We start from the raw sequence: 14,938 nt of genomic DNA, 5'->3' as shown, positions 1-14,938 counted from the left end.
CTGCGCGTTGATAGTCCTGCCATGGGCGAGACACAGCAGCAGGAGACGACGGAGATGAAGACGGTTCACGCGCGCATCGAAGGCCAGGTGCAGGGCGTGTGGTATCGCGGCTGGACGCGGCAGACGGCGCGCTCCCTCGGCCTCGCGGGCTGGGTGCGCAACCGCTCCGACGGGTCGGTGGAGGCGCTGTTCCACGGTCCGGCGGCGGTGGTGGACGAAATGCTGGCGCGCTGCAAGGACGGCCCGCCCGCCGCCCGGGTGGCGGCCGTCCACGCCCGTCCCGCCGACGAGGTGCCGGACGGCGACGGGTTCGAGCAGCTGGCGACGGTCTGACGACCGGCGCCGCCGCTCACATCTCCCACAGGCCGAGGGTGGCGGCGGTCGCCAGCAGCAGCACCGCCACCAGAAGGGTGACGATGCCGGCGTCACGGCCGCGGGCGCGCGCTTCCGTGCGCGTCGCCCCGTTGGCCCGGGCGCGCAGCGTCGTCCAGGCGACGGCGACCTGCGAGGCGATCGCCACCCCACCCAGGCTCACCGCGAAGATGCCGACACGATCTATGATCGGCAGCCATTGTTGCAGTGCCATGTCCCTGCTCCCCTTGGACGCGAGCACCAGATCCCACACACGTCGATGGTGGGGCTAATTCTGTGGACAGGCAACCTAGCGGGACGGTCTAATCCGCACGACGAAAGGCAGGACGAAGGCCGCCCCTCGGGTCCCGGTTGACCGGCCCTTCGGCCGGTCGTAAGGTGCCGGTCCCGGGCCTCGGACGGCCCGCCGCTCGCCCCTTCGGGGATGGTGAACGTCCGGTTTCTCCGCCTGACCCGTCGTTTCCGTCATGGGACGGACCCGGGGCGGCAATGCGAGCCCCCGCGACCCGCTGCGGTCCGTCCGCCAGGACGAGGGACGATGACCCTCGACGACACCCTTCCCACCGCCGCGGCCGCCAAGGCCCAGGCCAAGCGCCTGCGCGCCCACTTCCAGGCCGCCGGCCGACCGCTCAGCCACGCCGAGGCGCTGGAGGCGGTGGCCGCGCTGCATGGCCGGCGCGACTGGAACACCTTCTCCGCCGCCGCGCCCGAGTCCCCACCCGCGGCGGAGCCCGACCACCCCAGGCCGCCGCTGCCCGCCGTCGGCTCGCCGGTGCGTGGCGTCTACCTGAAGCGGCCGTTCACGGCGCGGGTGATGGAGGTCAAGGCGCTGCCCGGCGGGCTCTACCGCCTGGGCGTACGGTTCGACACGCCCATCGACGTGGTCGACAGCGCGCTGTTCTCGGCCTTCCGCCGGAACGTGACGGTGCTGGTGACGGCCGACGGCGTGTCGTGCGACGCCGGCGGGCGGCCGACCCAGGTGCTGCGCCTGACGCCTTGAGCCCGGAATGGCCCTTGCGGAGCGGCGCCCGCCGCCGCTCCAATGGCCGCCTTCACCCGCGTCTGTCGGAGGCTCCCGCCATGGGCTGGGACATGTGGCTGGTTTTCGTGCCCGCGACCTTTCTCATCAACCTGTCGCCGGGGCCCAACAACCTGCTCGCCATGAACAACGGCGTGCGGTTCGGCTTCGCCACGGCGCTGGCGGGCGGGCTCGGGCGGTTGCCGGCCTTCGCGACGCTGATCGGGCTGACCGTGCTCGGGCTCGGTGCGCTGCTGGCGACCTCCGCCACGGCCTTCGCCGTGCTGAAGTGGGTGGGGGCGGCCTATCTGGTCTATCTCGGCGTCAAGCTGTGGCGGGCGCCGGTGGCGGAGCTGGCGACCGGCGGCGCGGCGGAGGCGGCCGGGCGGCGGGTGATCGGCACCCTGGCGCGGCGCGAGTTCCTCATCGCCGCCAGCAACCCGAAGGCCATCCTGGTGTTCACCGCCTTCTTCCCGCAGTTCCTAGACTCTGCCCTGCCGGCGTGGCCGCAGCTGCTCGCCATGGGGGCGGCCTTCCTGGCGCTCGAGGTGGTGGCGCTGGCGCTCTATGCCGCCTCGGGCGGCGGGCTCGGCCGGTTCATGACCAGCGTGCGCGGCCGCCGCATCGCCAACCGCGTCAGCGGCACGGCGCTGATCGGCGCCGGCCTCGCCCTGGCGGCGTCGCGCCGGGGCTGAGGCGCGGCGGCGACGACCGCAGGGGTGGGGCGTCAGGCCTTCTTGACGAATTCCGACTTGAGGTTCATGGCGCCCAGGCCGTCGATCTTGCAGGCGATGTCGTGGCCGTCGGTGGCGTCGGTCACCAGGCGGATGTTCTTCACCTTGGTGCCGCCCTTGACCACCAGGGACGAGCCCTTGACCTTCAGGTCCTTGATGACGGTGACGCTGTCGCCGTCGGCCAGCGGGTTGCCGTTGGCGTCACGGATGACGGCCTCGCCGCCCGCTTCGGCGCCGGCGGTGTCGGGGTTCCATTCGTGGGCACAGTCCGGGCAGACCCACAGGGAGCCGTCGTGATAAGCGTTGGCGGAGCCGCACGCGGGGCAGGAGTATCCGTCGGCCATGGGGTGTCCTCGGCTGTTGCCGGCACGTGCCGGTGGCGCGACGTGTAGCCGCCCGGCGCCGCCCCCGTCAACGCCTCACAGGCCGGCGAGCACCATGGCCGAGGTGGCGACCCAGGCGGAATAGAGGCCGATGACGGCGCCGCCCAGCAGCCGGTGCAGCGCCGGGCCGAGGATGGTGGCGAAGGCGCCCATGGCCTGCGGCAGGGCGACCCAGCCGGCGGCCAGCAGGGCGGCGGCGGCCAGCAGCACGGGCATGGCGGAGGCGAGGCCGGCGGCCTCGGCGGCGTAAGCGATCATGCCGAGTCTCTGTCGTCGGGAGGGTCGCGGCGGCGGCCGGACGGCGGGCGCGGCGACAGTGCGGTCTTATCGCATGCGGCTAAAGAAAACGTAAAGGCGGAAAGCGCTGGATTTTCCGCCCATTGTACCCACGTGAAATATCCGACGGCGATACTCGTGTTCGTCGTGGAACAAAGCCGGTTCAAAGATGCTTCGAAATCTGTTAGAAAGCGCCCCTCCTTACGAAGGACCACAGGAGTTTTAGATGACGAAGGATATGGTTCCCGGGGTGAAGGTCGCCGTGGTGGGTGTGACGGGTGCGGTCGGTGCCGAGATGGTCGCCGTTCTGCACGACCGCAAATTCCCGCTCACCGACCTGCGGCTGTTCGCCTCTGCGCGGTCTGCCGGCAAAACCCTGGAGACTCCCTTCGGCTCGAAGACTATCGAGGAATTCACCGTCGATTCGGTGGCCGAGTGCGACATCGCGCTGCTCGCCGTGTCCGGTGACTTCTCCAAGGAATACGCGCCGCAGCTGGCCGCCCGCGGCGTGACGGTGATCGACAACTCGTCGGCCTTCCGCTACGACGACGACAAGCCGCTGGTGGTGCCCGAAATCAACCCGCACGCCATCGGCGACAGCAAGATCATCGCCAACCCGAACTGCACCACGGCCATCCTGGTGGTGGCGCTGGCGCCGCTGCACAAGGAATTCGGCATCAAGCGCGTCATCGTGTCGACCTATCAGGCGGCCTCGGGCGCCGGTGCGGAAGGCATGAAGGAACTGGAGGACGAAACCCGCGCCGCCCTCAACGGCGGTCAGGCCGGCAACAAGGTGTTCGCGCACCCGCTGCCGTTCAACGTCATCCCGCACATCGACAAGTTCCAGGACAACGGCTACACGAAGGAGGAGATGAAGGTCACCTGGGAGACCCGCAAGATCATGGGCCTGCCGGACCTGCCCGTCTCCTGCACCGCGGTGCGCATCCCCATCCTGCGCGCCCACTCGGAAGCCGCCACCATCGAGACCGAGAAGCCGGTCGACGTCGCCCGCGCCCGTGCGGTGCTGGGCGATGCGCCGGGCGTCAAGCTGGTGGACGACACCGCCAACAACGTCTACCCGATGCCGCTCAACGCCTCGGGCAAGTACGACGTCGAGGTGGGCCGCATCCGCAAGAACGCGGTGTTCGGCGACAACGGCCTGGATCTGTTCGTCTCCGGTGACCAGCTGCTGAAGGGCGCCGCCCTGAACGCGGTGCAGATCGCCGAATGCGTGGTGGCCGGCAAGGTCCGCTGACGCGCGGCCTGCCCCTCATCGAGCCGATGTGACGACGGCGCGGTTCCGCAAGGAGCCGCGCCGTTTCTCTTGGCGGCGGGTGCGTGCGTCGATCATGTCCAGCGGCTCCCTTCGGCGGTATGGTCGCAGCATAGCTGCGCCGCCCGGCGCCGGCCCGACCGATCTTGCGGAGTTCGCCATGCCGTCTGCCGCCACTCCTGCCGCGCGCCGCACCGGCGCCGCCAGTCGCGCCACCGTCGATCCCGCCGTGCTGGCGGCCCTCGAAGCCGGCACGGCCGAGGCGGCGACGCTGTCGGAAACGCTCGCCATGGATTTCGCCCGGCTCATGGCGGCCTGCTTCCCGGCGGTGCCGGCGGAGCCGCTGCGGGCGGCGGCGGGGGAGGGGGTGACCCGGCGCATGGCGCTGGCGGCGGCGCTGCTCGCCGAGTCGCTGGGGGCGGAGGCGGCCCTGGAGGCGACGGTGGCGCATCCGTCGGATTGCGTGCGCGGCTGGGCGGCCTTCGTCGTCGGCGGTCGCCCGGGGCTCGACCTGACCGAGCGTTTGGCTCTGATCCGGCCGCTCGCCGACGACGGGCATTTCGGGGTGCGCGAATGGGCCTGGCTGGCGGTGCGGCCGCATCTCGCCGCCGAGCCGGAGCGGGCGGTGGCGTTGCTGACACCCTGGACCGCCGAGTCGTCGGAGAACCTGCGCCGCTTCGCCAGCGAGGCGACGCGGCCGCGCGGCGTATGGTGCGCCCACATCGGCCTGTTCAAGGAGCGGCCGGAGTCGGCGTTGCCGGTGCTGGAGCCCCTGAAGGCCGATCCGTCCCAATACGTGCGGAATTCCGTCGCCAACTGGCTCAACGATGCCGGCAAGACGCGCCCTGACTGGCTGCGCACGCTCGCCGAGCGCTGGGCGGTGGAGAGCCCGGGGCGCGAGACGGCGGCGCTGCTCAAGCGCGCCTGCCGGTCGCTGCCTTAGGCCGGCGCCACCGGCGGCGTCTCGGCGCCGCGGCGGCGGGCGGTGGCGAACTGGCGGCGGAAGGCTTCCGGGGCGACGCCCAGGCTGCGCTGGAAGGCCTGCCGCAGCCCTTCCGCCGTCTCCAGCCCGACGCGCGCCGCCACCGTCGCCAACGGCAGGTCGGGGGCGTCGAGCAGCAGGCGGCGGGCTTCGTCCAGGCGGGCGGCGGCGACGTAGCGGCCGGGGCTCTGGCCGAAGTCGCGGGTGAACTGGCGGGCCAGCGTGCGCGGGCTCATGCCCGCCTGATCGGCCAGGGCCTCCACCGACAAGTCGCCGTCCAGGTGGTCGGCGATCCAGGCCACCAGGGCTTCCAGGCGCTCGCTGGCGGTGCGGCTCTGGGCGCGCAAGGCGGCGCTGAACTGGGCTTGGCCGCCGGGGCGCCGCAGGTAGACGACGAGCAGCCGCGCGATCTCCAGCGCCACGGCGCGGCCGGCGTCGGCCTCCACCAGCGCCAGCGCCAGGTCGATGCCGGCGGTGACGCCGGCGGCGGTGTGGATGTTGCCGTCGTCGACGAACAGGGCGTCGGGCTCCACCCGCACCGCCGGATAGCGGCGGGCGAGGGAGGCCGTGTACTTCCAGTGGGTGGTCGCCCGCCGCCCGTCGAGCAGGCCGGCGGCGGCCAGCAGATAGGCGCCGGTGCAGACGCTGGCGAGCCGCGGCAGGCCGGGGCCGTGGCGGCGCAGCCAGTCGACGGCGGCGGCATTGGCCTCGACGTCGTGGACGCCTGGGCCGCCGGCGACGACGAGGGTTTGCAGGGTGGCCGGATCGACGTCCTCCAGCGGATCGACGAGCATGCGCAGGCCGCTCGACGCGGTGACGACGCCGCCGCCCACGCCCACCACCGCCACCGGCGAGGCATAGGCGCGCGGCGCCAGGCGGCCGGCGTGGTTGAACACCTCCAGCGGCCCGGCGAGGTCGAGGCTCTGCAGGCCCGAGGGCGCCAGGATGGCGATGCGGCGCGGAAGTCGGGCGGACGGGTCCATGAGGCGAGCCTTATCCAGGGCGCGGCGTGGCACAGGGGCGACGATCCCATCCATCCTGCCATGACAGTGGTGGCACGATCCATGGGGTCCTTGTCGTTCCTGTCATCGTGGGCGCAGGGCAGGATGGCGGGACCATGCGATCCATCCGGAGCCCCCTCCCATGCCCGCCCCCCAACTCCGCGTCGAAGACAGCGTCAATCAGGTGTGCCCGTGGTCGGGCGATCCGGTGTCGGCCGACAGCCTGACGCTCTACCGCGGCCGCGTCGTCGGCTTCTGCAATCCCGGCTGCCGCGACAAGTTCGCCCGCGCCCTCGGCACCTTCGACTGCGTCATCGAGGCGGCGGAGGAGGCGGAAGCGGCCAAGCGCCCCGCTGGACCGCTGCTCGAAGTGCAGTAGGATGGTCGGATTCTGAACCGGGAACCCTGTCGATGAGCACTGCTCCCCCATCTTCCGCGCCCGCCGTGCGCAACGCCGTGCTGGTGGTGATCGTCGCCGCCTGCATGGTCGGCCTGCTGAACTTCGGCGTGCGCGCCGGCTTCGGCCTGTTCCTCGAACCCATGAGTGCGGCCAACGGCTGGGGGCGCGAGGTCTTCGCCACCGCCATCGCCGTGCAGAACCTGCTGTGGGGCGCCGGCCAGCCCTTCGCCGGCGCCATCGCCGACCGCTTCGGCACCGCCCGCGTGCTGGTGGCCGGCGGTTTCCTCTATGCCGCCGGCACCATGCTCATGGCGGTGTCGACGACGCCGACCGCCATTACCCTGACCGGCGGCCTGATCGTCGGCATGGGCCTCGCCGGGTCGTCCTTCGCCATCGCGCTGGCCGCCATGGCGCGCGTGGTGCCGGAGGAAAAACGCTCGTGGGCGCTCGGCCTCGGCACGGCCACCGGGTCGCTCGGCCAGTTCCTGCTGGTGCCGCTGGGGCAGGGGTTCATCTCCGCCTACGGCTGGCAGACGGCGCTGGTGCTGATGGGGTCGCTGGCGCTGCTCATCGCCGTGCTGGCGCCGGCGCTGAAGGGCAAGCCCGCCAAGCCCGCCGCCGGCGGCTTCGACCAGAGCATCGGCGAGGCGGTGCGCGAGGCCTTCGCCCACCGCGGCTACGTGCTGCTGTTCTTCGGCTTCTTCGTGTGCGGCTTCCACGTCGCCTTCATCCAGACCCACCTGCCGGCCTACATCGTCGACAAGGGCCTGAGCCCGGCGCTGGGCGCTTGGGCCTTGGGGCTGGTCGGGCTGTTCAACGTCATCGGCGCCTATTCCGCCGGCCTGCTGGCCGGGCGCTACAGCAAGAAGTACCTGCTGTCGATCATCTACGTGACGCGCGCCGTGGTGATCGCCGCCTTCGTCCTGCTGCCCATCTCCACCGCCAGCGTGCTGGTATTCTCGGCCGCCATCGGGCTGCTGTGGCTGTCGACGGTGCCGCCGACCTCGGGCCTGGTGGCGCAGATCTTCGGGCCGCGCTACATGGCGACGCTGTTCGGCATCGTCTTCTTCGGGCACCAGATCGGCGCCTTCCTGGGCGTGTGGATGGGCGGCGTGCTGTACGACGCCACCGGATCCTACGACATCGTGTGGTGGTCGGGCGTCGCGCTCGGCATCGTCGCGGCGCTCTTGCACTGGCCCATCGACGAGCGCAAGTTGGTGCGGCTGCCCGCCGCCGCCGCCGAATAGGCGCGGTCGGCGCACGAAAAACCCGCCGCCCCGCCGCGCCCAAGGGGAAGGGCACGGCAGGATCGGCGGGTTTCGTGTCGGCGGGGAGGGCGAGGCGTCCAGTGCGACCGGGGCCGGCCGTCCCGTCACCCGCCGGCAGTGACCCCGAGGGTCAGTGGGTCACCGCGCTGCCGCCGTGGCCGATGTGCAGCACGCCGCGCACCCAGGCGACGGCAGCGCGGGCGAGATGGGAGATCTCGGCGGCGCGCAGCTCGTGGGCGCGGCGCTCGATCTCGTGGATCTCGGCGAAGGTCGGGACGTGGAAGTCGCGGGCGGTCGGCGTCTTGGCGGTCATGGCACTCTACTCTCTGTTTTTCTGGCGCGCCTCCGGGAAAAGGCCGCGCCGTCGAAGGCATCCTTGCAGGCCCGAAGATAGTCCCGTTTCGGTTATCTTGGACTGACCTATTTTGCGGTGCAGCACTGCGCGCTCCGCATGACTTCCGGCGTTCCCTGTGCTAGACGGACGGCATCCCCTCGCTTCACCGGAAGAGACCATGACCGGCAAGGACTCCGCCGACATCTGGCACATCCAGACCATCGTGCCGCGCTTCGCCATTCCCGCCTTCGAGGCGGCGCTGCAGGACCACTGCGACGCGGTGCTGGAGTTCGAGGTGGAAGACGACGACCGCGACGACGCCCTGTGGCGCCTGGACGGCTATGCGGAAGGGGAGCCGGACCGCAGCGGCGTCGCCGCCTCCATGGCGCTCGCCGCCGCCGTCGCCGGCGTGCCGGAGCCGGCGTTCGAGATCGCGCGCGAGGCGCAGCGCAACTGGCTGGCGGAGAACCTGCAGGCCTTCCCGCCCATCCAGGCCGGGCGCTACTTCATCCACGGCAGCCATTACGAGGACGCCCCGCCGGTCGGCAGCATTCCGCTGCTGGTCGACGCCGCCACCGCCTTCGGCTCGGGCGAGCACCAGAGCACCTACGGCTGCCTGCTGGCGCTCGACACGCTGGCCAAGCGCCGCCGCTTCCGCAACGTGCTCGACATGGGCTGCGGCACCGGCATCCTCGGCATCGCGGCGGTGAAGACCTGGGCCTGCCCGCTGACGGCGGTCGACATCGACGCCGAGGCGGTGCGGGTGACCGACATCAACGCCCGCCGCAACGCCGTGGAGCGGCTGGTCACCAGCTTCGCCGGCAACGGCTTCGCCCATCGCGACGTGCCGCGCAACGGCCCCTACGACCTGATCTTCGCCAACATCCTGGCGCGTCCGCTGGTGCGCATGGCCAAGGACGTGGCGGCCACCCTGGCGCCCGGCGGCAAGGTGATCCTCGCCGGCCTGCTGCGCCGGCAGGAGCCGATGGTGCTCAACGCCTATCGTCTGCAGGGGCTGGTGCTGGAAAAGCGCTACGCCCTCGACCCGTGGGCGACGCTGGTGCTGACGCGCTGAGGCTGCGACCGAGGCCGGCGCCGCCGGACGGCGGCGGCCTCGGGGGCGCCTCAGTGCAGGCGCTCGGCGTCCTTGCCGAAGCGGCCGTCGGCGACGGCGTCAATGTCGTCGCGGGTCAGGCCGATGTCGGCCAGCTCGCGGTCGGACATGCCGGCCAGGCTGTCGCGCACCAGATGGCGTTCGTGCCAGGCGTGCAGGCTGTCGGCGAGGCGGTCGATGAGGAACAGGGGTTTCATGGCACTCTCCGTGGGCTTTCTCGGACTGTGTGTGCAGGTGCGGTAATCCCGCATCGTCTGTCCGGAAAGATACGCTCGCGGCCGATTTCGACCACCCCGCTCAACCGCCGGTCTGCAATGCGGCGCCTGCATTGGTCGGCGTGACCATCGTCACGGCGGGACCGAAAAGGAGAAGGCCCGCCAGGACCAGGGTCCGGACGGGCCTTCATCGGCGCGAGAGAGGAGACTGCGCCGCAGCGGGTTACGCCGCCTGCCACCAGTTGGTGGCACCGCGGGTCAGGCCGTGCACCGCACCACCCAGCACGCCCGTGTCGTAGGACGGCTTGCGGGCGGTTTCGGTGGTGCCGACGGCGTAGTCGATGGCGTCGCGGGTCAGGCCGATGTCGGCCAGTTCGCGGTCGCTCATGGAGTACAGCCGGGCACGGGCGTCCTGGCGGTCGCGCCAGGAACGGATGCGGCCGATGAGGCGGCCGACCAGGCCGGCCTCGGCGGCGGGGATCTCGACGGTCGGCGCGGCGGCCTTGCGGGCCTCGCTGCGGACGGTGTCGAGGGAAACGACGGTCGCGGCAGACGGCACCGTCACGGCGGGGGCGGACGCACCCAGCCAGTCGGCTTCGCTGTCGTCATAGGGCCACATGGGACTATCTCGTTTTACAGTTGATTTGCCGATCGCCGGTTAACCTCCGGCGCGGTGGCGGGAATGTGGTGGAAGCCCCGAGGGCACACCAGCGGCTTTGTTGCATCGCAGCACTGCCTTTTCCGCATGGATCGGCGACCTGTCCCGAAGCGTCCCGCGGCGGCGACTATAACCGGCGCTTGCCGCCCCGCCGGCCGCCCCTTAGCTTGGCGGGAACGCGCCCTCGCAGCCGACCCAGGAGCCCCGATGACCGACAGCCCCCGCCTGCCGCCCGCCGACCGCCTGCGCGCCCTGCGTGACGAGCTCGCCCGCCGCGGCCACGGCGGCTTCGTCGTGCCGCGCGCCGACGAGCACCAGGGCGAATACGTGCCGCCCAACGCGGAGCGTCTGGCCTGGCTGAGCGGCTTCACCGGCTCGGCCGGGGCGGCGGTGGTGCTGGCCGACCGGGCGGCGGTCTTCGTCGACGGCCGCTACACCCTGCAGGCGGCGGCGGAGGTCGACACGGCCCTGTTCGAGATCGTCCACACGACGGACGTGTCCGTGGAACAATGGCTGACCGAACACCTGCCCGCCGGCACGGCGCTCGCCTACGACCCCTGGCTGCACACGCCCAACGGCGTGGCGCGCCTGCGCCGGGCGGTGGAGAAGGCCGGCGGCACCCTGGTCGCGACCGACGGCAATCCGCTTGACGCCGCGTGGGCCGACCGGCCGGGGCCGCCGCTGGCGCCCGTGGTGCCGCACCCGCAGGCGTTCGCCGGCAAGGCCGCCGCCGACAAGCTGGCCGAGGTGGCGGCGGCGCTGCGCAAGGACAAAGCCGATGCCGTGGTGCTGACGACGCCCGACAGCATCGCCTGGCTGCTCAACGTGCGCGGCGCCGACGTGCCTTGCGCGCCCTTCCCGCTGGGCTACGCCGTCGTCCATGCCGAAGGGCCGCGCGTCGACCTGTTCATGGACGGCCGCAAGGTGGCGCAGGAAACGCGCGACCACCTGGGTGCCGCCGTCACCCTGCGCGAGCCCGGCGACCTGCCGGCGGCGCTCGATGCCCTCGGCGCGGCCAAGGCGACGGTGCGGCTGGATGCCGGCGTCGCCCCCGACGCCGTGCGGGCGCGGCTGGAGGCGGCGGGTGCCACCGTGCAGCGCGCCGACGACCCCTGCGCCCTGCCCAAGGCAGCCAAGAACCCGGTGGAACTGGACGGCACCCGCGCCGCCCACCGCCGCGACGGTGCCGCCCTGGTGCGCTTCCTGGCGTGGTTCGCCGCCGAAGCCCCCAAGGGCGGTCTCGACGAGCTGACCGTGTCCGACGAACTGGAGCGCTTCCGCGCCACCGGCGACCTGTTCCGCGGCCTCAGCTTCCCGACCATCGCCGGCGCCGGCCCCAACGGCGCCATCGTCCACTACCGCGTCACCCCGGCCACCAGCCGCAAGGTGGAGGCGGGGCAGCTGTTCCTGCTGGATTCGGGCGCCCAGTACCTCGACGGCACCACCGACGTCACCCGCACGCTCTCGGTCGGCGCGGCGGGACCGGAGGAGCGGCGGCGCTTCACCCTGGTGCTGAAGGGCCACATCGCGCTGGCGACGGCCGTCTTCCCCGACGGCACCACCGGCAGCCAGCTCGACGTGCTGGCGCGCATGCCGCTGTGGCAGGACGGCGTCGACTACGACCACGGCACCGGCCACGGCGTCGGCAGCTACCTGTCGGTGCACGAAGGGCCGCAGCGCATCAGCAAGATCGGCAACGCCATCGCTCTGAAGCCCGGCATGATCCTGTCCAACGAACCCGGCTACTACAAGACCGGCGCCTACGGCATTCGCCTGGAGAACCTGGTGGCGGTGGAGCGGCGCGAGGTCGCCGGGGCGGAGCGCACCATGTACGGCTTCGAGACCCTGACGCTGGCGCCCTTCGACCGCCTGCTCATCGAGCCGGCGCTGCTGACCGACGACGAGGTGGCGTGGATCGACACCTATCACCGCCGCGTCCTCGACACCCTGGCGCCGCTGCTGGCCGGCGAGCCCGAGGTGCAGCGCTGGCTGGCGGAAGCCTGCCGTCCGCTGGCGCTGGGCTGAGCGCGCCGCCATGCTGGACGTCGCCGCGACGCAGGCCCTGCGGGCCGCCGACTGCAAGCAGCGCTTCGGGGTCTACGGCCTGTTCTACGACCTGCCGCTCGGCGGGGCGGTGTGGCCGTGCCGCTCGATCCTGGAGCTGATCGCCCACGACTTGGTGCCGGCGGGCGACCCTTCGCCGGTGCTCGACCGCCGCCCCGACCTGCTGGTGGTGATGATGAACCCCGGCTCCTCGCGCAGCGTCGAGCCCGGCTTCACGCCGCCGCAGGTGGCGGGAGTGGCCGGCATCGCGGCAGTGCGGCGGCTGGTGGAGACCATCCCCGACACCACCCAGTACCAGATCATGAAGGTGATGGCGGCGCGCGGCTGGCGGCACGCCCGCGTGCTCAACCTGTCGGACCTGCGCGAGACCAAGAGCCCCAACCTGTTCCGCCACGTCCAGAGCCTCGCCGGCCTGCCCGGCGGCGACGGCCATTCCATCTGGAGTGCCACGCGCCGCGACGAACTGCTGCGCCGCATCGGCCCGGCGGAGGGCTCGCCGCCGGTGATCCTCGGCTGGGGCCGCCACAAGGCGCTGTTCCCGCTCGCCGAGCAGTGCCTGGCGGCGCTGGCCGGGCGACCGGTATTCGGCGTACAGGCCCCGGAAGGCCCGCTCGCCTACGCTCACCCGAGCCCCATGATGCAGGCCGGCAAGGACGCCTGGCTCGCGGCGATCCTGGGGCAGATGGGGGCCGTGGGGTAAGGGGGCTTGCCATTTACGGCCGCGGCTCCTCAAACTGGCGGGCGCAGGCGGCGCCGGATCAGGTAGGAGGAAAGGCGCGATGGCAGAGGAACGTGTCGTGCGGCGGTCGCTGAACGACAGCCGCCAGGGTAAGACGGATTGGCATGCCGTGGAGCGGCAGTCGGACGCGGACATCGCGGCCAACGTCGCGGCCGATCCCGATGCAGCGGCGTTGTTGGACCGGGACTGGTGCAGGCGCGCCACGCGAGGCGGACCCGCCGGTGATCGCCACGACTGACCCCTACGTCTCCGCCGCCCGGGCGGCCGCTTCGGCGCGGGCGGCGGAGTCCTGCTTGCGTCGGTCCTCGCGGAGCTTGCGCTCCTCCGGCGGCACGAAGGTGAGGATGGTATCGCCCGGCGAGGCCTTGGGGCGGTCGCGGGCGGTGGCGAAGACGATGCGGCCCGACTCGCGCAACACCAGGATGATCTCGGCATCCGGCGAGCGCGCTTCGAGGTAGCGGTCGAAGTCGTATTCCTCGGTCAGGCGCGTCTTCTGGAAGCTCCAGCCGGCGGCGAGGCGGCGGTCCAGGTCGTCGAGGTCGGCGCCGGAGCGCAGCAGGGTGCGGCCGCCGATGGTGAAGGAGGGCCGGCGCGGGTTGTCCTCGCCGGCCGGACTGCCGGTCTGGTAGACGTTGGCGCGGCCGATCTCGGGCGCCAGGTCGGTGCAGACGAGGGTGTTGTAGGCGTCGTTGGGCGTCGCCGCGACCACATGGCCGAAGGCGTTGAATTCCAGGTGGTGCTCGGTCACCTCCGACAGCACCTCGCCGAAATAGGCCGGCACGCCGTCGCGGCGGGCGAGACCGAGGCGGTACCAGTCGTTGTCGGCGACGATGACCGGCACCTCCAGGTCCTGCAGCGCCTTGGCGAAGCCCGTGGTCCAGCGGGAGGCGCCGACCACCAGGATGCCCGGCCGCGCCGTCGACACCAGCCCGAGCGCCCGCGCCAGGGCGCGGATGGAGAAACCGTGCGCCACCACCGTCGCGAAGACGATGGCGAAGGCGAGCGGCACCAGCAGCGCCGCGTCCTCGTAGCCCGCCGCCACCAGCTTGCCGGCGAACAGGCCGGAGACGGCGACCGCGACGATGCCGCGCGGCGCGATCCAGCCGACCAGGGCGCGCTCCCGCCACGTCGTTTCCGTGCCGAGGGTGGAGGCGAGCACCGACAGCGGCCGTACGGCGACCAGGATGGCGACCACGAAGGCGGCGTGCTGCCACGTCAGGGCCGTCACGTCGGCCCAGGTCAGCGTCGCCGTCAGCACCACGAAGACGCTCGAGACCAGCACCGTCGTCACGTACTCCTTGAAGCGCCGCAACTCGTCCAGCGCGGCGATGCGCGAATTGCCGACGGTCATGCCGAGGGCGGTGACGGCGAGCAGCCCGGCCTCCTCGTAGACCATGTTGGCCAGCGCGAAGCTCGCCAGGATGACGCCGAGCAGCACCGGCGCCTTGAGGAACTCCGGCACCCAGCCGCGCTGGAAAGCCTGGGCGCAGCTCCAGCCGAGCGCGACGCCGAGCGCCAGGGCGATGCCGACGCCGAGCGCCAGGCTGCCGGCGATGCCGGCCAGCGGCGCGTCGGCCTGCAGGTGCAGCACCACCTCGTAGGCGAGCACGGCGAACAGGGCGCCGAGCGGGTCGTTGACGATACCCTCCCACCGCAGCACGGCGGCGGGGCGCTGGCTCAGGCGGGCCTGGCGCAGCATGGGGGCGATGACCGTCGGCCCGGTAACCACCAGGATGCCGCCGAACACGATGGCGACCGGCCACGACAGGCCGCCGAGATAGTGCGCGGCCGCGGCTCCGAGCGCCCAGGCGACGGGAGCGCCCACGATCACCAGCCGGCGCACGGCCGTCGCCACGCCGCGCAGGCTCTTGACGTCGAGCCCCATGCCGCCTTCGAACAGGATCACCGCGACCGCCACGGCGATGGCCGGCTGCAGCAGCTGGCCGAAATCGGCGCGCGGGTCGAGCACGCCGGTGGCCGGGCCGGCGATAATGCCGGCGACGCTCAGCAGCACGATGGCGGGGATCTGCCAGCGCCAAGCGGCCCACTGGGCGCCGAGCCCGAGCACCAGGATCAGCGCCACGTCGAATACCAGGCCCTCGGCCAT

At 72.1% G+C, this 14,938-nt stretch carries 19 protein-coding genes; 11 read left to right on the top strand and 8 right to left on the bottom strand.

Annotated features, from left to right (window positions below):
* Positions 1-54 precede the first annotated feature (54 nt).
* The gene (locus tag CRP50_RS21600; protein WP_097281278.1) at positions 55-333 is read left to right on the top strand and encodes an acylphosphatase; all 279 of its coding nucleotides are present in this window, start codon (positions 55-57) and stop codon (positions 331-333) included.
* Between the two features lie 16 nt (positions 334-349).
* On the opposite strand, the gene CRP50_RS21595 is transcribed toward CRP50_RS21600, so the two are convergent.
* A complete protein-coding gene (locus CRP50_RS21595; RefSeq protein ID WP_097281277.1) occupies positions 350-586 on the bottom strand; it encodes a hypothetical protein in 237 nt (78 codons plus the stop codon).
* Between the two features lie 324 nt (positions 587-910).
* Here CRP50_RS21595 and CRP50_RS21590 point away from each other — a divergent pair, with 324 nt between their 5' ends.
* The gene (locus CRP50_RS21590; protein WP_097281276.1) at positions 911-1,372 is read left to right on the top strand and encodes a glyoxalase superfamily protein; all 462 of its coding nucleotides are present in this window, start codon (positions 911-913) and stop codon (positions 1,370-1,372) included.
* Positions 1,373-1,452: 80 nt separating this feature from the next.
* A complete protein-coding gene (locus CRP50_RS21585; protein ID WP_097281275.1) occupies positions 1,453-2,085 on the top strand; it encodes a LysE family translocator in 633 nt (210 codons plus the stop codon).
* A gap of 32 nt (positions 2,086-2,117) precedes the next feature.
* On the opposite strand, the gene CRP50_RS21580 is transcribed toward CRP50_RS21585, so the two are convergent.
* Positions 2,118-2,468 carry a zinc ribbon domain-containing protein YjdM gene (locus CRP50_RS21580; protein ID WP_097281274.1) on the bottom strand — a complete coding sequence of 117 codons (351 nt, stop codon included), beginning with the start codon at positions 2,466-2,468 and terminating at the stop codon, positions 2,118-2,120.
* Positions 2,469-2,543: 75 nt separating this feature from the next.
* Entirely contained in the window at positions 2,544-2,765 is a 222-nt protein-coding gene (locus CRP50_RS21575) for a hypothetical protein (RefSeq protein ID WP_097281273.1), read from the bottom strand.
* Between the two features lie 244 nt (positions 2,766-3,009).
* Here CRP50_RS21575 and CRP50_RS21570 point away from each other — a divergent pair, with 244 nt between their 5' ends.
* Positions 3,010-4,038 (top strand): aspartate-semialdehyde dehydrogenase, encoded by a 1,029-nt coding sequence (locus CRP50_RS21570; RefSeq protein WP_097281272.1) that lies wholly within the window; start codon positions 3,010-3,012, stop codon positions 4,036-4,038.
* Between the two features lie 178 nt (positions 4,039-4,216).
* Positions 4,217-4,999 (top strand): DNA alkylation repair protein, encoded by a 783-nt coding sequence (locus CRP50_RS21565; RefSeq protein WP_097281271.1) that lies wholly within the window; start codon positions 4,217-4,219, stop codon positions 4,997-4,999.
* On the opposite strand, the gene CRP50_RS21560 is transcribed toward CRP50_RS21565, so the two are convergent.
* Positions 4,996-6,021, bottom strand: coding sequence for a GlxA family transcriptional regulator (locus tag CRP50_RS21560; RefSeq protein ID WP_097281270.1), 1,026 nt, complete (start codon positions 6,019-6,021; stop codon positions 4,996-4,998). The genes CRP50_RS21565 and CRP50_RS21560 overlap by 4 nt on opposite strands.
* A gap of 160 nt (positions 6,022-6,181) precedes the next feature.
* Between CRP50_RS21560 and CRP50_RS21555 the strand changes: the two genes are divergently transcribed.
* Together CRP50_RS21555 and CRP50_RS21550 are read left to right on the top strand one after the other, a co-directional pair.
* Complete coding sequence (locus tag CRP50_RS21555; RefSeq protein ID WP_097281269.1) at positions 6,182-6,418, top strand: glutathione S-transferase; 237 nt, start codon at positions 6,182-6,184, stop codon at positions 6,416-6,418.
* 32 nt (positions 6,419-6,450) lie between these two features.
* Entirely contained in the window at positions 6,451-7,686 is a 1,236-nt protein-coding gene (locus tag CRP50_RS21550; protein WP_097281268.1) for an MFS transporter, read from the top strand.
* Positions 7,687-7,837: 151 nt separating this feature from the next.
* Here CRP50_RS21550 and CRP50_RS21545 read toward each other — a convergent pair whose 3' ends face one another.
* Positions 7,838-8,020 (bottom strand): RSP_7527 family protein, encoded by a 183-nt coding sequence (locus CRP50_RS21545; RefSeq protein WP_097281267.1) that lies wholly within the window; start codon positions 8,018-8,020, stop codon positions 7,838-7,840.
* Between the two features lie 199 nt (positions 8,021-8,219).
* On the opposite strand from CRP50_RS21545, the gene CRP50_RS21540 reads away from it, so the two are divergent.
* Positions 8,220-9,116: a 50S ribosomal protein L11 methyltransferase gene (locus tag CRP50_RS21540; RefSeq protein ID WP_097281266.1), complete on the top strand. Its 897-nt coding sequence runs from the start codon at positions 8,220-8,222 to the stop codon at positions 9,114-9,116.
* A gap of 50 nt (positions 9,117-9,166) precedes the next feature.
* On the opposite strand, the gene CRP50_RS24890 is transcribed toward CRP50_RS21540, so the two are convergent.
* The gene (locus CRP50_RS24890; protein WP_101614038.1) at positions 9,167-9,352 is read right to left on the bottom strand and encodes a DUF1127 domain-containing protein; all 186 of its coding nucleotides are present in this window, start codon (positions 9,350-9,352) and stop codon (positions 9,167-9,169) included.
* Between the two features lie 241 nt (positions 9,353-9,593).
* Positions 9,594-9,989, bottom strand: coding sequence for a DUF1127 domain-containing protein (locus CRP50_RS21530; protein WP_097281264.1), 396 nt, complete (start codon positions 9,987-9,989; stop codon positions 9,594-9,596).
* A 246-nt stretch (positions 9,990-10,235) separates the two neighbouring features.
* Between CRP50_RS21530 and CRP50_RS21525 the strand changes: the two genes are divergently transcribed.
* The 3 genes from CRP50_RS21525 (at position 10,236) to CRP50_RS21515 (ending at position 13,069) form a co-directional block, all read left to right on the top strand.
* A complete protein-coding gene (locus CRP50_RS21525; protein WP_097281263.1) occupies positions 10,236-12,053 on the top strand; it encodes an aminopeptidase P family protein in 1,818 nt (605 codons plus the stop codon).
* Between the two features lie 10 nt (positions 12,054-12,063).
* Entirely contained in the window at positions 12,064-12,792 is a 729-nt protein-coding gene (locus CRP50_RS21520) for a hypothetical protein (protein ID WP_097281262.1), read from the top strand.
* A gap of 79 nt (positions 12,793-12,871) precedes the next feature.
* Positions 12,872-13,069 carry a hypothetical protein gene (locus CRP50_RS21515; protein ID WP_097281261.1) on the top strand — a complete coding sequence of 66 codons (198 nt, stop codon included), beginning with the start codon at positions 12,872-12,874 and terminating at the stop codon, positions 13,067-13,069.
* Positions 13,070-13,072: 3 nt separating this feature from the next.
* On the opposite strand, the gene CRP50_RS21510 is transcribed toward CRP50_RS21515, so the two are convergent.
* Positions 13,073-14,938: a cation:proton antiporter gene (locus CRP50_RS21510; protein WP_097281260.1), complete on the bottom strand. Its 1,866-nt coding sequence runs from the start codon at positions 14,936-14,938 to the stop codon at positions 13,073-13,075.

This window comes from Caenispirillum bisanense, from assembly GCF_900230255.1.
GTDB classification, from domain to species: Bacteria; Pseudomonadota; Alphaproteobacteria; order Rhodospirillales; family Rhodospirillaceae; genus Caenispirillum; species Caenispirillum bisanense_A.
The sequence above is the reverse complement of the archived record's forward strand: the minus strand, read 5'-3'. Positions and strand labels throughout refer to the sequence as shown.

Bases quoted from the DNA above. Each gene is read 5' to 3' on its own strand.
- CRP50_RS21600 (WP_097281278.1), top strand. From the start codon at position 55: ATGAAGACGGTTCACGCGCGCATCGAAGGCCAGGTGCAGGGCGTGTGG.
- CRP50_RS21595 (WP_097281277.1), bottom strand. From the start codon at position 586: ATGGCACTGCAACAATGGCTGCCGATCATAGATCGTGTCGGCATCTTC.
- CRP50_RS21590 (WP_097281276.1), top strand. From the start codon at position 911: ATGACCCTCGACGACACCCTTCCCACCGCCGCGGCCGCCAAGGCCCAG.
- CRP50_RS21585 (WP_097281275.1), top strand. From the start codon at position 1,453: ATGGGCTGGGACATGTGGCTGGTTTTCGTGCCCGCGACCTTTCTCATC.
- CRP50_RS21580 (WP_097281274.1), bottom strand. From the start codon at position 2,468: ATGGCCGACGGATACTCCTGCCCCGCGTGCGGCTCCGCCAACGCTTAT.
- CRP50_RS21575 (WP_097281273.1), bottom strand. From the start codon at position 2,765: ATGATCGCTTACGCCGCCGAGGCCGCCGGCCTCGCCTCCGCCATGCCC.
- CRP50_RS21570 (WP_097281272.1), top strand. From the start codon at position 3,010: ATGACGAAGGATATGGTTCCCGGGGTGAAGGTCGCCGTGGTGGGTGTG.
- CRP50_RS21565 (WP_097281271.1), top strand. From the start codon at position 4,217: ATGCCGTCTGCCGCCACTCCTGCCGCGCGCCGCACCGGCGCCGCCAGT.
- CRP50_RS21560 (WP_097281270.1), bottom strand. From the start codon at position 6,021: ATGGACCCGTCCGCCCGACTTCCGCGCCGCATCGCCATCCTGGCGCCC.
- CRP50_RS21555 (WP_097281269.1), top strand. From the start codon at position 6,182: ATGCCCGCCCCCCAACTCCGCGTCGAAGACAGCGTCAATCAGGTGTGC.
- CRP50_RS21550 (WP_097281268.1), top strand. From the start codon at position 6,451: ATGAGCACTGCTCCCCCATCTTCCGCGCCCGCCGTGCGCAACGCCGTG.
- CRP50_RS21545 (WP_097281267.1), bottom strand. From the start codon at position 8,020: ATGACCGCCAAGACGCCGACCGCCCGCGACTTCCACGTCCCGACCTTC.
- CRP50_RS21540 (WP_097281266.1), top strand. From the start codon at position 8,220: ATGACCGGCAAGGACTCCGCCGACATCTGGCACATCCAGACCATCGTG.
- CRP50_RS24890 (WP_101614038.1), bottom strand. From the start codon at position 9,352: ATGAAACCCCTGTTCCTCATCGACCGCCTCGCCGACAGCCTGCACGCC.
- CRP50_RS21530 (WP_097281264.1), bottom strand. From the start codon at position 9,989: ATGTGGCCCTATGACGACAGCGAAGCCGACTGGCTGGGTGCGTCCGCC.
- CRP50_RS21525 (WP_097281263.1), top strand. From the start codon at position 10,236: ATGACCGACAGCCCCCGCCTGCCGCCCGCCGACCGCCTGCGCGCCCTG.
- CRP50_RS21520 (WP_097281262.1), top strand. From the start codon at position 12,064: ATGCTGGACGTCGCCGCGACGCAGGCCCTGCGGGCCGCCGACTGCAAG.
- CRP50_RS21515 (WP_097281261.1), top strand. From the start codon at position 12,872: ATGGCAGAGGAACGTGTCGTGCGGCGGTCGCTGAACGACAGCCGCCAG.
- CRP50_RS21510 (WP_097281260.1), bottom strand. From the start codon at position 14,938: ATGGCCGAGGGCCTGGTATTCGACGTGGCGCTGATCCTGGTGCTCGGG.